We start from the raw sequence: 13,310 nt of genomic DNA on the forward strand, positions 1-13,310 counted from the left end.
TTGAGACGGCGTCTCGAAAGAGTTAACGTCCCGGCCTGACCGGAGACGTATGGAGACCCCCATGGCCAAAACGACCCGCCGCAGCCTTTTGCTCGGGGCGACCGCCGCATTGGCGGCACCCTCCGTGCTACGCGCGCAGACCCGCGCCCTCGAAGATTTCGGCGGTATGACCCCTCCGACCGAAGCCCGCCGGAATATCTCCAGCTTCCAGCGGATCGACTGGCGCGACCATTTCGACAGCCTCGGGAAGGCGACGATCATCTGCGACACCGTGAGCCGCGCGCTGCATTACTGGGATGCGACCGGCACGGATTACCGCCTCTATCCGACCTCGGTGCCGATGACCGACGAGCTGACGCGCACCGGCTATACCGAGATCGTCCGCAAGAAGGTCGGGCCGACCTGGACGCCCACGCCCAGCATGCGCGAGCGCGACCCCTCCCTGCCCGATTTCATGCCCGCCGGACCCGGTAACCCGCTGGGCACCCATGCGATGTATCTCAGCTGGCCGGCCTATCTGATCCACGGCACCCACGACACGCGCAAGATCGGGCGCCGGTCGTCCTCGGGATGTATTGGGCTCTATAACGAAAAGATCGCGGAGCTGTTCGAGATCACTCCGATCGGCGCCCAGGTCCGCGTGATTTGAGCCTGCCTCCCGGTCGCGGCAGACCTTAACCCCGGACCTGTCCCCCCCGGGCTCGGGTTCGTCGGCGCTCGGACCGAGATCGAGGCCGCGCGGTGCCGCCCTAATCAGTCCGATTTCGGCCGCGGCGCGCTGTCCCGCGGCCTTTTCGTTTTGAGGACGCTCTTTCTTCTCCATCGCGCGTCGTCGACATGACCCGCGTAAGCGCGTCCAGGGGCGATCCTGGCCCCCCACATCGCCGATCCACCGGATCCGCGCCGGGCGGTCGCGGTCACGAATTTGTGGACGCTGGGTCAATCCACGCCTACGATGGCGAGCAATGGGTCAAGGAGGACGTGCCGTTACGCCGCGGTTTCCGATCGCGGCTCCGGGATGTCCTCAAGACCGCTCCACCACCGCGCCTGCGGTGCTGTCGCAGGAGGATCATCGTGACGCCGACAAGCAAGTTCGCGCTCAGCACCCTCGCGCTGCTGATGATCAGCGCCTGCGTCCCGCCTGACGCGCCCGACAGGTCCAACATGGCCGCAACTGCCAATGGCAGTGACGACGGGGACGGCGTATCGGCCAGCCGTCAAAGCAGCCCGCCTCCGCCACCGCCGTCCTCACCACCGCCGCCGCCGTCCTCACCGCCTCCGCCGCCGCCGTCTTCACCGCCTCCGCCTCCGCCGCCGCCCGCCTCACCGCCGCCGCCTCCACCGCCGCCACCTCCACCGCCGCCTCCGCCATCTCCCGATCCTTGGGATTGAGGCGATGCGACGGAGAGAGGCCCTCCTCGGTTCAAGCCTCCTGGCGCTCGCCTGCGTGACCGCCCACATGGCTGCCGCGCAGCGCGGCAGCGCGCTCGAGGAACTGGTGCAGCCCACCGCCAGGATCGCGCCCCTGCGAAACTTCGATCCGGCGACCCGTCCGTCGCGGCGCTATGCGGTTGTGATCGGCAATTCCGACTACGCAAGCATCCCGGACCTGCCGAACGCCCATGCCGACGCCCGCGCCATGGCGGCGTTCCTCCGCACGCAAGAATACCAGGTCGCCTACCACGAGGACATCGACAAGCTGGGCTTCGAGAACGTCCTGCGCCGCGTCCTGTTCGACGTGGATGAGGATACGGAAGTGGTCGTGTTCTACGCCGGCCACGGCTTTCAGATCGGGTCGGAGAACTATCTCGTCCCCGTCGATGCCGATTTTGACAGCCCCTATGACGTGCCGTTCGAGTCCGTGTCGCTCGGCTCCCTGGTGGGCATCGTCGGGGCGCGGGCGCGGCTTCAGATCGTGATGCTCGACTCGTGCCGGGACAATCCCTTCGCCGGCCGCGTCGCCATGACCGAACGCGGCAGCGACCTGCGTGAGACGCGGACCGGCTTCACTTCCCAGGCGGCACCGCTCAACTCGATGCTGGTCTTCTCGACGGCGCCCGGCTCCGTCGCCTTTGACGGGGAGGGCGAAAACAGCCCCTTCACCGCCGCCTTCGTCACCGAAGTCTCCGAGGATGCGGATGCGGGCGTCTCCGAGGTCTTCGAAGGCGTGCGCCGCCGGGTCTATGCCCAGACCCAGGGCCGTCAGATCCCCTGGGACAGCTCGACCCTGGTCGAGCAGGCGAGCTTCGGCATCGGCGCCGCGCTGGAGCGGCCGATCCAGGTCGCCTCCTCCGGCACGGGCCAAGCCCGCGGCCTCGCCATGATCGCGGTGACGGGCGAGGAGATCCGGGACAGCCTCCCGACGCAGGTGGCGGCCCATGCCGCCGCGCGCATCGCCGCGGAATTCCGGCCCCAGGTCGCCATCGGCCCGGCCCTCGCCGAGGCGCTCGACCTGTCGCCCGAGGCCCGTATCGCGGTGACCGCGCCGCCCGAGACGGGACGCCTGACCTTGCGGGACGACCGCGGCGTGGACCGTGACATGGTCGGCCGCAGCCTGAGCGCGGCGGACTTGCCCGATCTGATGCTCTCGAACCGCTCGCTGCAACGGCCCGCGACCTCTTTCGAGGAGCCGCTGATCGCCGACCGCTTCGAAATCGAGGTCGACGGCCAGCCGCGCACCGTCCTGCTCGATCTGGCCATCGACCCTTGCGACTTCGAGGCGGGCGACCATCTCGATCCCGATGGGATGGGGATCACACGCTACCCCAACGAACTGCGCCCCGAGATCGCGCTGGCCGCTTGCGACGCGGCCATCGCCGCGCAGCCCGAGGTGGGCCGCTTCCACTATCAGCGGGGACGTGCGCTCACTGCGCTGCTGCGCTTCGACGAGGCGCGCGACGCCTTCGCAGCGGCCCGCGAGCGGGGCCATACCCGCGCCTGGTATGCGCTCGGCGCTTCGCTCTTCGACGAGGAGCGGCGCTCGGGCGGCTATGGTTATCGCAAGGCGTCCGACGCGGTCCTGCAACTCTACGCGCGCGGCGCGCAGGAGGGCGATCCCTACGCCTTTCACGCGCTCGGCCGCCAGCTGATGGAATTCGGCGAAACGGACGCGATCCAGATCGAGGGCTACGACCTGATCATGCGCGCCATGGAGGTCGGTCACACCTTCGCGATGAACGCCATGGCCGCGATCTATCTGCGCGAAGGCACGGAGGAATACGACCCGGACCGCGCCCTGCGCTACTACCGCGAGAGCGCCCGGCGCGGCGATGTCTACGGCTATTACGGCATGGGCTATGCCCATTCCATCGGCCTGGGCGCGTTGGCGCCCGACCCGGGCGAAGCCTATCGCTGGATGCGCCGCGCCGCCGAGGGCGGGCACCCGTTCGCGCCCTATTCCGTGGGCGTCGCCCTGGCCGATGGGTCCGCCACCGGCACGCCCGACCCGGCCGCGGCGCTCGGCTATTACTTACAGGGCTTGGAGCGGGGCCACGCGCTCTCTGCCGTGGTCGCGGTAGACCTGCTGCGCGGGACAGGGGTCGAGGGCTATACGCCGTTCGACGCCGCCGCCATAGCCGCCAAGGGCGCGGCGCTTGGCAATGCCCGCTACGCCCCCGACGCGCGGGCGCGGCTCGACGGCTTCGGGGCGCGGGAGATCGATGGCGGCGCCCAGCTCCTCTTGCGCGACCTGATCGAGTTGACCGGGATCGAGGGAGAGATCGCCGTCGACGGCGCCTTCGGCCCCGACAGCCGGACGACGCTGGCGCGCGTGGTCGACCGGCTCGACCCGGGCGCCACGGTGCCGACCGACCCGGCGGAGCGGGCGGTCTATCTCGCCAGCCTGTTCTGGAAGGAACAGCCCTTCCGCGTCGATCTCTACTGACCCCCGCGCGATGACCGAACTCCGCTGTCTCACCCTCGACGGGCATACGCTCGACATCCGCCCGGCCCCGGGCAAGCGGGACTGGATGGAGGCCACGCCCCAACGCTTCGCCTATCGCTGCCTCCCGCTGACCCTCGCCAATGCCTGCGGCTGGGAAATCCTGGTGCCCGAGACCTTCACCGCGGTCTGGACCGGCAAACCGGGGCTCGACGCCGTGATCCTGTCGGAGACGCGCGGTACCCCCGCGCTGAGCCATTTCGGAAACGGGGTCCTGACCTTCCACGTCAACGCGCTGTTCCGCACCGATCCCGGCATCAGCCTGATGGTGCGCGGCCCGATGAACCGCCCCAAAGATGGGATCGCGGCCCTGGATGCCGTGGTCGAAACTTGGTGGAGTCCCTTCACCTTCACGATGAACTGGATGTTCACCCGTCCGCATCATCCCGTGACCTTCGAGGCGGGCGAGCCCTTCTGCCACCTGTTGCCCATCGACATCCCCGCCATCGCGGCGACCCGGCCCATCCGCAAGCCGCTCGCCTCCGAGCCCGAAACCAAGCGCAAGCTCGACGCCTGGAGCGCCTCGCGGGAGGCCTTCAACCAAAGCCTGAAGGACATCCCCTCGGAGCAGATCAAGGAGGACTGGCAGAAGCATTACAGCCAGGGCGTCGATCTGGACGGGGACGCACCGGATGGGCGGCACTTCACCAAGCTCCGTCTGTCGCCCTTCAAGGACGAGAGCTGAGCGCGCCCGTCCGTGGATGAACGTCAGATCGGCTGCCCGTAGGGCGGGGATTTCCCCGCCCCCAGCCGAAGACAGGAACGGCGCGCCGAACCCCGCCCTAGGCCATCGCGCGCGACGCTCAGAACAGCAGCACGTCCTGCGCGCCGATCGGGCCACCGCCCTCGATCACGGCGACCGCAATCGGGGCCTCGGTGCCTTCGGCCCCGTCCCGGTCGATCCGGATCTGACCGCTCTCCCTGTCGTAGAGGAACTGCCCCGACCGCACCGCAGCCCCCGCCGCCGCAGCCGAGACCTCGCGGAAATCGACGGACGCACCACCCAGACCGAAGAGTTGGTCGTCCAGCGCCAGCCGGTCGCCCGCCTCGAAATCGGAGATCGTCACGACGCCCTGAACCCCGGCCCGCAGCTGAAACATGTCGGCCCCCGCGCCGCCGACATAGACGCTCCCGTCGCCACCGCCGGAGATCGTGTCGTCGCCACCGAGACCGCGGATCAGATCCGCCCCTCCACTGCCGCCATCCAACCGATTGCCGTTCGCATTGCCCGCGATGTCGTCGTCGAAGGCGGAGCCCTCGACCGCCCCGATGGAGATCAGCACATCGCGCCCGCCCCAGCCGTCGCGCATCGCGCCTCGGCCGTCCGGCCCGCCCTCCAGCCGGACCACGACGCCACCGGGCGCCGCCACATCCGCGCGCACGAGATCGCCGCCCAGAGCGCCGTGGAGCGTGTCGTCGCCCTGCCCCCCGATCAGCGTGTCGGCCCCGCCCGCTCCGTTGAGACTGTCGTCTCCGGCACCGCCGGACAGGAGATCGGCGAACCGGCTCCCCAGAATGTTGTCGGCACGCCGCGTGCCATCGACCCCGGTGAAGCCTGTCACGCTGTCGCGGAATCCGAACGCATCCTCGGCGAAGCGCTCGATGAGGTTGACGACGACGCCCCGATCCCCATCGAGCATGTCGAGCACCGCGCCGCCGAAGCCGCCGTCAATCGTATCCGCCCCCGCCCCACCGGACACGGTGTCCGCGCCGGCCCCGCTGTCGATCGCCTCCCCCAGCGCGCCGCCGCGAATGACGTTGGCCCCCGCATTGCCCGAGAGCATGACCGTCCGTTCGTTGCCGGTCAGATCGACGTCGTCTTCCCCTACGAGAATGCCCGCCTCGACCCAGATACTCGTCAGATTGAGATCGACGGAAGCAAAGACGCTGTCCTCCCCCAAGTCGCCCGGCGCCTCCAGGATCAGGTCGCCCGGATCGTCGACGTAATAGGCGTCGGAGCCCCATCGCCCGATCATGGTGTCGGCGCCGGACCCGCCATAGAACGTGTCGTCGCCGATATCGCCGGATAACAGATCGTCGCCGCCCTCCCCGGACAGCAACCCGCCCCGTGCCTCGGGCGGCAGGCCTGCGGGCAGGGTCACGGCCAGGACATCGTCCTCTGCCGTCCCGGTCAGCGGGCCCCGATCGACCGGTCGGGAGGTCACCTCGACGGGCAGGTCACGATAGATCGTTCGGGTCAGATCGACGGTCTCGCGCCCCTCCCCGACGAGGCGCAGCGCCATCACGCCGCCGCCGGACAGGGGGACGAGCGCGAAGTCGCCGTATCGGACGGTCTCCGCCCAGGTGCTCAGGTCCACGCCTCCGGTGAAGACCAGAGGCGCGGGCGCGTGAAGCGGGGTGAGATCCGGAGCGAAGCTGGACAGGCTGCGCAAGTCGAACTCGTCGAAGCTGTCGAAATCGGGAAAGACGCTGGCGATCCCGACCGTCTCGACGACGATGGCGCCCTCCGCGGTTTGCGCGAGGCGCTTGGACGTATCCCAGCCGAGCCCGACGCCGGTCCGATCCGCGGTCGCGGTCCCGTCGGCATCGAAGGTCTGGAGGTAGGCGCCCTCATAGGCCCCCGTCCAGGACACCGCGTAGTCGCCGTTCGAGAGCGCGATGACATGCGGCGCAATGGAGCCGGTGCCCGCGACCTCGAAGGCGCCGCTCCCTCGCAGAAGCGTGGGGCCGCCGACTTGTATGCCATCGGCATCGAAGGCCTGGAGATAGGCATCGAAACGGATCGACACTTCGTCGACGAGCGAGAGCGCTTCGGCGTCACTGGCCTCGTAGACGACGGCGAAGCCGCCATCGGGGCTGCGTGCCAGACCGGTGACGGTGTGATCGCTGTCCGGGTCGTCATCCGCCAGCGGCAAGAGGCTGCTCGGCCCGACAGGCACCAGCTCCGAATTCAGGCGCAGGAGCTTCAGGTCGGCCCCGTCATAGGTCGCGGCAGGACTGGAATTGCCGCGCGGCGGCGCCAGTTGCGCTTCGCCGAAGACGATGGCGTAAGCCTCTGCCGTCGCGGCGATCTTGGGCGCGGTCAGATAGGCGCGCATGTCCGCGACCACGGCGACCTCGGAGGCCGCCCGCCCGGTCGCGTCGAAGTTCTGCACGCGGATCTGCGCCCCGGTCCGGTCGGGATCGAAATCCGCGTAGCCCGGATCCCCCTGCGCCAAGGGGACGCCGTCCGAGACCAGGCTCACCGCCACGAATCCGCCATCCGCCGTGGCCGCCACGTCCGAGACCGCGCCGAGCCCCTCGAAGGTGAAGGGCCGTCCGGCGATCCGGCCCTCCGCGTCAAGGAAGGCGGCGCGCGTCACGCCTGCCTGCGTCAGTAGTCCGAGAACCCGACCGTCGGACAGGATCTCCGTGTCGATGCTGGCCCGATTTCCGAAGCTGGCATCCAGGCCGCGGAGGAGGATGTCGCCGGGGGCGTCGAAATTGGTCACGGCGGCGCCTCCATGAAAGGTCGGACTGAAGTCTGCCCTGGGATCTGTCATCGCGGGCGGCCTGACGGTCGCGCCGTCCGTCTGGCGGCAGCCGTGGACGAAGCCTGCAAACTCTTCCTCCGAAGGTCAAACTCTTCCTCCGAATGTCTAGTAGGCGCCCCCCAGGGGCGCATTGCGACCTTGGCAAGACCGCAGGCCAATTCCCGGTTACCTCACCCGCCGACGGCCTGACGGGCGCAATCGCTGCGTGGGCTCTGGCTCGGGGGGGCGAGCGAGAGGGACTGATGCAAGTCGAGAACAAAAAAACACTATTTTCAAATGCTTTTCTATAGCTTGCGGTGCCCTGCCCCACCTGCAGAACGTAGGCTGTTCCGTCCGTCCGCGTCTGGCCGTGCCCGTCCGTATCCAGTGAAACAGGGTAGTTGGAAGGATCCGGGGGAAGCGCGCCTCGATGCACTATTGGGCGATGGTACATAAGGGCGCGCAATCGAATTTCCCTGCCCTCCTGTGGAATGCCCCTTGCTGGGCTCCCACCGTGATGCCCCCCGCGAGAACGCGACGCCTTGGAAGACGATCGCCGCTGGTGCCGCAGCCCAGACCGAGGCCCTGCGCTCACGAAGCGTGCGGCCCGCGCTCCGTGGCGAAGAAGATGCCCTGCGTGAACCTGCCGGCCAGCGGGCTATGGAACGGGACTTCCGCCGCCGGCGGGACGCGGAATTCCATCACCGCATTGCCGTCCGGACCGGTCCCACGCAGACAGCAGACCCGTCACAGAGGCCCTGGGGACAAACCCGCCTGGGAAAGTAGGCCCTCGGCCACAGCCGACTTGTGCAACGAGGTCAGGGGCCGCTGCTCGCCGCGCTGCTGGTCGGCTTTGCCACTGAAGGGAAATTACAAGGTAACATCATGCCCGCGGAATCTCTGTCGCAGAAACACACGTTCAGCATAGACGACATTACGACGACGTTCTCCGGACTGACCATCGCGGCTGGTCGAAGATCAACGGCACCGCGCTCGGTGCGGGCGACGCCATGCCGGTGGGTCCGATCTTCAGCGCGGTCACCCCAAAGGGTATGCACCTGTCCCAAGACTTCCTGGATACCGCCATCTACATCAAAGGCGACCGGCAGGACTCGGCCAAGATCTACGACATCCAGCTGGAAATCGAGTATTTCACCGATGATTTGTTCCTGATCAACGATACCGGCTACGAGATCGTGGGCGCCGGCGCGCCTCGGGATTTCGGAACGTCGGACGTGTCCGAGGACGGCTCCAGCCTGACCGTCGCCGACAATGGCTGGAAGATGGCCATGCGCGACACCACGATCACCAGCGAAACCGTCATTTCCTTCGACTTCGAAGCGACGGAGGAAGCTGAAATCTACGCTATCTCGTTCGGGTCCTGGGATTCCTCGGACTCCCCCCAGACGTACACGTTCCAGATCGGCGGATCGAAGATCTGGGGTAAACAGGCCTTCAACACCTAATCCGTCGGCGACGGGGTGCAGCATTTCGACATCAATGTCGGCGACTACTTCACCGGCGAGTTCGATAGCATCGTGTTCATCGCCGATGACGACGCGGACGGGGTGAGCGAAGCGACCTTCTCCAACATCAACCTGTTCGACGAAGGTCTGGAAGCTCCCATGGCCGCCCCGGTGATGGATAACTTCCTCTTTGCCTGAGCCGGCGGAGATGTCGTGAGAAGCTGCGATAACTCTTCGTCCTCCTGAGAGTTATCGCATCGCTTCCGAAAAATGCAGGGCAGTTCGGGAAACCGTGCTGCCCTGCATCCGTTTGATGGCAAGATGGCAGCCATCACGCGGACGGGGAATGCTAAAGCGCCGCCCGATCCTTGGACCGGCACCGACCGTGTCCGCGCTCCGCTCCGGTCGGGCTCGCGCCCGTTCGAGAGCCGCCAGAGGGGTCAGTTGGCGTGCCGTCCACGACAGCCAGGGCCTGGGTATCGAAGCGGAGGCGATACTTGCCCGGCAGGCTGACGTAACGGAGGCGCAGATGGTCCCAAGGCGCGTCGGGATGCGGTGCCGCCTGCTGCGCCCTCGACGTCGCGACCGCAGCCGCCCTCGTGCGGAGCGGAGACATGAGTCGCCGCGCATTGCGGTGGTGGGACAAGCCTCCAGGAACCCGAAGCGAGCGGCAGAAGGCCCGCTTCTTCGCCAATGTGAACGAGCAGTTCGGTCTCGGGCAGAGTCTTCGCCTCCATCTCTCCGCAATTCAACTGATGAAAGAGTAGAGGCTAGGTGTGGAAGTGGTGCCGCTGAAGGGACTCGAACCCCCGACCCCATCATTACGAATGACGTGCTCTACCAGCTGAGCTACAGCGGCGACCTTCCTTCTCACCGGCCCTACAATGGCCCTGCCCCAAGCTCAACCCGACCGGTTGGACCGTCCTGTGAACCTTCGGACGGGGCCCGGTCATGCCGCCTCGGCAGCCCCACATAGGCACCGTGGCGCGGCTCTTAGCAGGGGTACGAGGCTTGGGCCAGACCCGAATTCACCTCCGCGTGCAGAAGATCCGAATGCCATCGGCGGAGACCGCCTTGGACCGATGGCACCGGGGTCGGTCGGGCCGCCTCAGGGGCCATAAAGCGGGGCGCCGCCCGGTTCCGGGTGGCGCCCCTGGGGACAGGCTCCAGCCCCGCGCGCGGGTGGCCGCCGGAGCGGCCTGCCGTCAGCTCCGGGAAGCGGCGGAGGCCGGTGTCTCCGCTTCATTCGTGTTCGCGGGTGCGCCCTCGACCGGCACGGAGACCGGCTCGGTGACGTCGCGGGTCGTGCCGACCACGTTCGGGTCGGTCACGGTGGCCGGCGCGGCGGGAGCCGGGCTGACCTCCTGCACCGCAACGGGCAGGTCCTCGCCCGGCGCGGGGCCGCCGACGAGCAGCGGCAGCATCTCGCTGGGCAGCGCGCTGGTCGCCGATTCGGTGGCGGGCGGCTCGGTCCAGCTCAGGCTGTCGAACGCCTCACAGGAGGTGCAGACGGGCACCCAGGCGGAATGCACGGTGCCGCAATTCTCGCAGACCCATTGCGGCCCGCGCGACGCGCCCAGCGCCTTGGCGAGCCAGGCGCGGACCACCGTGTCCGATTCGCCCTCGCCCCGCTCGATGGCGGCCATCAGCGACAGGGACCGCGCGGTGGGATGGGTCTCATAGGTCTTGCCCAACGCCCGACGCGCGGCGGGGAAGTCCTCGGCGGCGAGGTGCAGCTCGGTCTCCAGCAGCTTCGCCTCGGGCGCGTTCGGCACCACGTCCAGCAGCGCGCGGAAGCGGCGGATGCGCGCCTCGGGCGTCTCGGACGGCTCGATATCGGCGAAGGCCGCGGCGAGATCAGGATGCTGCGTCTTCTGCCAAGCGGCCTTAAGCACCTTGGCGGCGCGGCGCTTGTCGCCCGTCTCGATATGCATCCGCGCGGCAAGGACGGCGGCGGGCACGAGTTCGGGCGCGAGGCGGTTGGCCTCCAGCGCTTCGGCCCGGGCCTTGTCGGTCGTGCCATTGGCCAGCTGGGCGCGGGCATCGGCGAGCGACAGGACGGCCTCGCGGCGCTTGTAGACATCCTTGGGCAGCACCCCGGCCTTCAGCTTGGCCGACAGCACTCTGCGCGCGCCGTCCCAATTCTCGTCCCGGGCCTGCAACCGCAGCAGGGTGTCCTGCACTTCGACATGGCGCGGCTTGATGGCGAAGGCCTTCTCCGCGAGCTTCATCGCGGTGTCGGTGTCGCCCTCTTCCAGACGCTGGCGCATCAGGCCGAGGACGCCGACAAAACGCGTCTTGTCGTGCTTCACCAGGGTCTTGTAGGCCTCTTCGGCGCGCGCATGGTCGCCCGCCGCCTCGGCGGCTTGGGCCACAACCAGGGTCGTGACCTCGGGACGGTTCAGATATTTCTCGGCCTTCTGCGCCTTGACCGCGGCCTCCCGCGCCTCGCCCGCGGCGAGGGCGACCAGACTTTCGGACAGCGCCTCATAGCCTTTCCGCTGCTTGTTGCGGGCGAAATAGGTGCCAATCGCGGTGTCGTCGCCATTAATGAACTTCAGCACCGCGACGAGGAAGCCCAGGATCTTGAACAGGACATAGAGCGCCACGACAGCGACCAGCCCCGCCATGAGCACCTGCAACGGCGACAGCACCGCCTCCTGCCCGTCGAACCGCACGATGACCTCGCCGGACAGCGCCATCATCCACTGGACGCCGAAAGCGAGGGCGACCACGAGGGCGACGAAGAGGAGGATCTTGAAGAGAGACCAGAGCATTTGGGATCCTCACTCGGTTCCGAGGTAATCAGGAAGGGCTGCGCGCGCTGCGGCGCGGATGCGGGCGTCGGCGATCCAGTCGGCCATGGCGTCCTGCGCGACGGCGGGCAGCGCGTCGATCTCGGCCAGGGCCGTCTCGACATCGCCCACACGGATCGCGGCTTCGGCCCGGCTGAGTACGGCGTCGGCGTCGTCGCCTTCCCGCGGCTCCAGGGAGCGGGCGCCGGTGGAGCGGCGGATGAAGCCGGTCAATCCGCCCTCGCCCGGCTCGACCCGCCGCGCCTCGGCCAAGGCGTCACGCGCGGCGTCGGGGAAAGCGGCGACGAGCTCGCCATTGGTCGGCAGGCCCGTCTCGGCATTCTCCGCCAGAACCGCAGGCGCATCGCCGAGGACCGCCAGCGGTTCGGCGAAGGGCACGCCGGAGTCGACGGCGAGACGGATCTGGTTGGCCGCGGCCTCCCGCGCGAGCTGTTCGGCGGAAATCTCGACCGCCTGCGTCTCCTGACCAAGCGCCGCGAGTTCCGCCTCCAAGGCAGCGACCCGGTCGCTCATGTCCGGCGGCGGCGCGGGCAGGCCCGCGACCGTCGCGGCCAGATCGTCCATCCGCGCGGCAAGCCCGTCGACCTGCGCGGCAACCGCGTCGACCCGCTCGGCGACCCCGTCGATCTGTCCGGCGACCGTATCGACCCGCGTCCCGACGCCCGAAAGGCCTTCGAGTTCCGCCTGCAAAGCGGCAATCGCCTCCGCATCGCCGGACGGCTGGGCAGTCGAGGCCCCGGAGGCCTGTTCGGCTGCCGTCACCGGGCGCGCTTCGAGCGCATCGAGGCGAGCCGCCAGCCCATCGACCCGCTCCGACAATTCCGCTTGTGCGGTCTCGATAGCGGAGAGATCGACGGGGTCGCCCTCTGTCGGCAAGGCGTCGACCCGCGACTGGAGCGCGGCAAACGCCGCCGGATCGACCGTTTCGGGCGCGGGCGGCGAGACGAATGTCGGGATCGCGTAGCCGATGGCACCGGCGAGCAAGCCGCCCAGCACCAGCGGGACAAAGCCCGGGCCGGACTTTTCCACGACCTGAGGCTGCGGGGCCGGAGACGGCGCGGCAGGGGGCGCGCGCTCGGGCTCGGGCGCATCTGCGGGGGCCTCGGCCATCTCTTCGGGTGCCTCCGCCTTGGCTTCGGCCTCGACCTTCTCGGGGTCGGCGCCATCCAGGCGGGCCAGGTCGGCGAGATCGGCGTGCTCCTCGGGCGGGACGGTATCGTCGCCCATCGGCGCTTCCGCATCGGTGGCGGCCGCATCCTCCGTAGGGGCGGCCTCACCGGGTTCCGGCTCGGATGCCGCCGTCTCGCTCTCGGGCTCATCGGCCGGCAGCGTCACATCTTCCGAGGACGCAGCCTCGGCCTCGGAGGGCGGGATCGTATCGTCGGCAAGGATCGGCGCATCGTCGGGCAGAGACTCGGAGCCTTTCGGCTCTTGATCGGACACGATCTCCGCGTCTTCGATCTTCTCGGCCTGTTCGGCCTCGGCGATCGTCTGGGCTTCGGTCTCCGATACGGCAGGGGCCGGTCTCGTGGTTCTCGGTTTCCTGGTCTTTCGCGCCAAGGCGGTCCCTCCGATAGGCAGGATCCGGGGCGAAATCCCGGATAGTGCCCGACAC

The 13,310-nt window shown here is 68.5% G+C and carries 8 protein-coding genes and 1 tRNA gene; 5 read left to right on the forward strand and 4 right to left on the reverse strand.

Annotation, left to right across the window (positions count from 1 at the left end):
- Positions 1–61: 61 nt before the first annotated feature.
- The 3 genes from DTQ71_RS07500 (at position 62) to DTQ71_RS07515 (ending at position 4,625) form a co-directional block, all read left to right on the forward strand.
- Positions 62–649 carry a L,D-transpeptidase gene (locus tag DTQ71_RS07500; RefSeq protein WP_109563643.1) on the forward strand — a complete coding sequence of 196 codons (588 nt, stop codon included), beginning with the start codon at positions 62–64 and terminating at the stop codon, positions 647–649.
- 810 nt (positions 650–1,459) lie between these two features.
- A complete protein-coding gene (locus tag DTQ71_RS07510; protein ID WP_170125332.1) occupies positions 1,460–3,883 on the forward strand; it encodes a caspase family protein in 2,424 nt (807 codons plus the stop codon).
- Positions 3,884–3,893: 10 nt separating this feature from the next.
- Positions 3,894–4,625 carry a DUF6065 family protein gene (locus DTQ71_RS07515; protein ID WP_109563646.1) on the forward strand — a complete coding sequence of 244 codons (732 nt, stop codon included), beginning with the start codon at positions 3,894–3,896 and terminating at the stop codon, positions 4,623–4,625.
- Between the two features lie 118 nt (positions 4,626–4,743).
- Here the strand turns inward: DTQ71_RS07515 and DTQ71_RS24570 are convergent, their stop codons facing one another.
- Positions 4,744–7,392 (reverse strand): calcium-binding protein, encoded by a 2,649-nt coding sequence (locus DTQ71_RS24570; protein WP_109563647.1) that lies wholly within the window; start codon positions 7,390–7,392, stop codon positions 4,744–4,746.
- A gap of 1,073 nt (positions 7,393–8,465) precedes the next feature.
- On the opposite strand from DTQ71_RS24570, the gene DTQ71_RS07525 reads away from it, so the two are divergent.
- Together DTQ71_RS07525 and DTQ71_RS07530 are read left to right on the forward strand one after the other, a co-directional pair.
- Positions 8,466–8,879, forward strand: a complete 414-nt coding sequence (locus DTQ71_RS07525; RefSeq protein WP_146204814.1) for a hypothetical protein — start codon at positions 8,466–8,468, stop codon at positions 8,877–8,879.
- A 15-nt stretch (positions 8,880–8,894) separates the two neighbouring features.
- Complete coding sequence (locus DTQ71_RS07530) at positions 8,895–9,077, forward strand: hypothetical protein (protein ID WP_109563649.1); 183 nt, start codon at positions 8,895–8,897, stop codon at positions 9,075–9,077.
- Between the two features lie 585 nt (positions 9,078–9,662).
- Here the strand turns inward: DTQ71_RS07530 and DTQ71_RS07535 are convergent.
- The 3 genes from DTQ71_RS07535 to DTQ71_RS07545 form a co-directional block, all read right to left on the reverse strand.
- Positions 9,663–9,738 (reverse strand) — tRNA-Thr (locus tag DTQ71_RS07535).
- A gap of 346 nt (positions 9,739–10,084) precedes the next feature.
- Entirely contained in the window at positions 10,085–11,656 is a 1,572-nt protein-coding gene (locus DTQ71_RS07540; protein WP_109563650.1) for a heme biosynthesis protein HemY, read from the reverse strand.
- A gap of 9 nt (positions 11,657–11,665) precedes the next feature.
- The gene (locus tag DTQ71_RS07545) at positions 11,666–13,255 is read right to left on the reverse strand and encodes a COG4223 family protein (protein WP_109563651.1); all 1,590 of its coding nucleotides are present in this window, start codon (positions 13,253–13,255) and stop codon (positions 11,666–11,668) included.
- Positions 13,256–13,310 lie beyond the last annotated feature (55 nt).

The sequence above is a fragment of the Jannaschia seohaensis genome, assembly GCF_900116765.1.
In the GTDB taxonomy this organism is placed as follows: domain Bacteria; phylum Pseudomonadota; class Alphaproteobacteria; order Rhodobacterales; family Rhodobacteraceae; genus Jannaschia; species Jannaschia seohaensis.

Bases quoted from the DNA above. Each gene is read 5' to 3' on its own strand.
- DTQ71_RS07515 (WP_109563646.1), top strand. From the start codon at position 3,894: ATGACCGAACTCCGCTGTCTCACCCTCGACGGGCATACGCTCGACATC.
- DTQ71_RS07525 (WP_146204814.1), top strand. From the start codon at position 8,466: ATGCACCTGTCCCAAGACTTCCTGGATACCGCCATCTACATCAAAGGC.
- DTQ71_RS07510 (WP_170125332.1), top strand. From the start codon at position 1,460: ATGGCTGCCGCGCAGCGCGGCAGCGCGCTCGAGGAACTGGTGCAGCCC.
- DTQ71_RS07540 (WP_109563650.1), bottom strand. From the start codon at position 11,656: ATGCTCTGGTCTCTCTTCAAGATCCTCCTCTTCGTCGCCCTCGTGGTC.
- DTQ71_RS07500 (WP_109563643.1), top strand. From the start codon at position 62: ATGGCCAAAACGACCCGCCGCAGCCTTTTGCTCGGGGCGACCGCCGCA.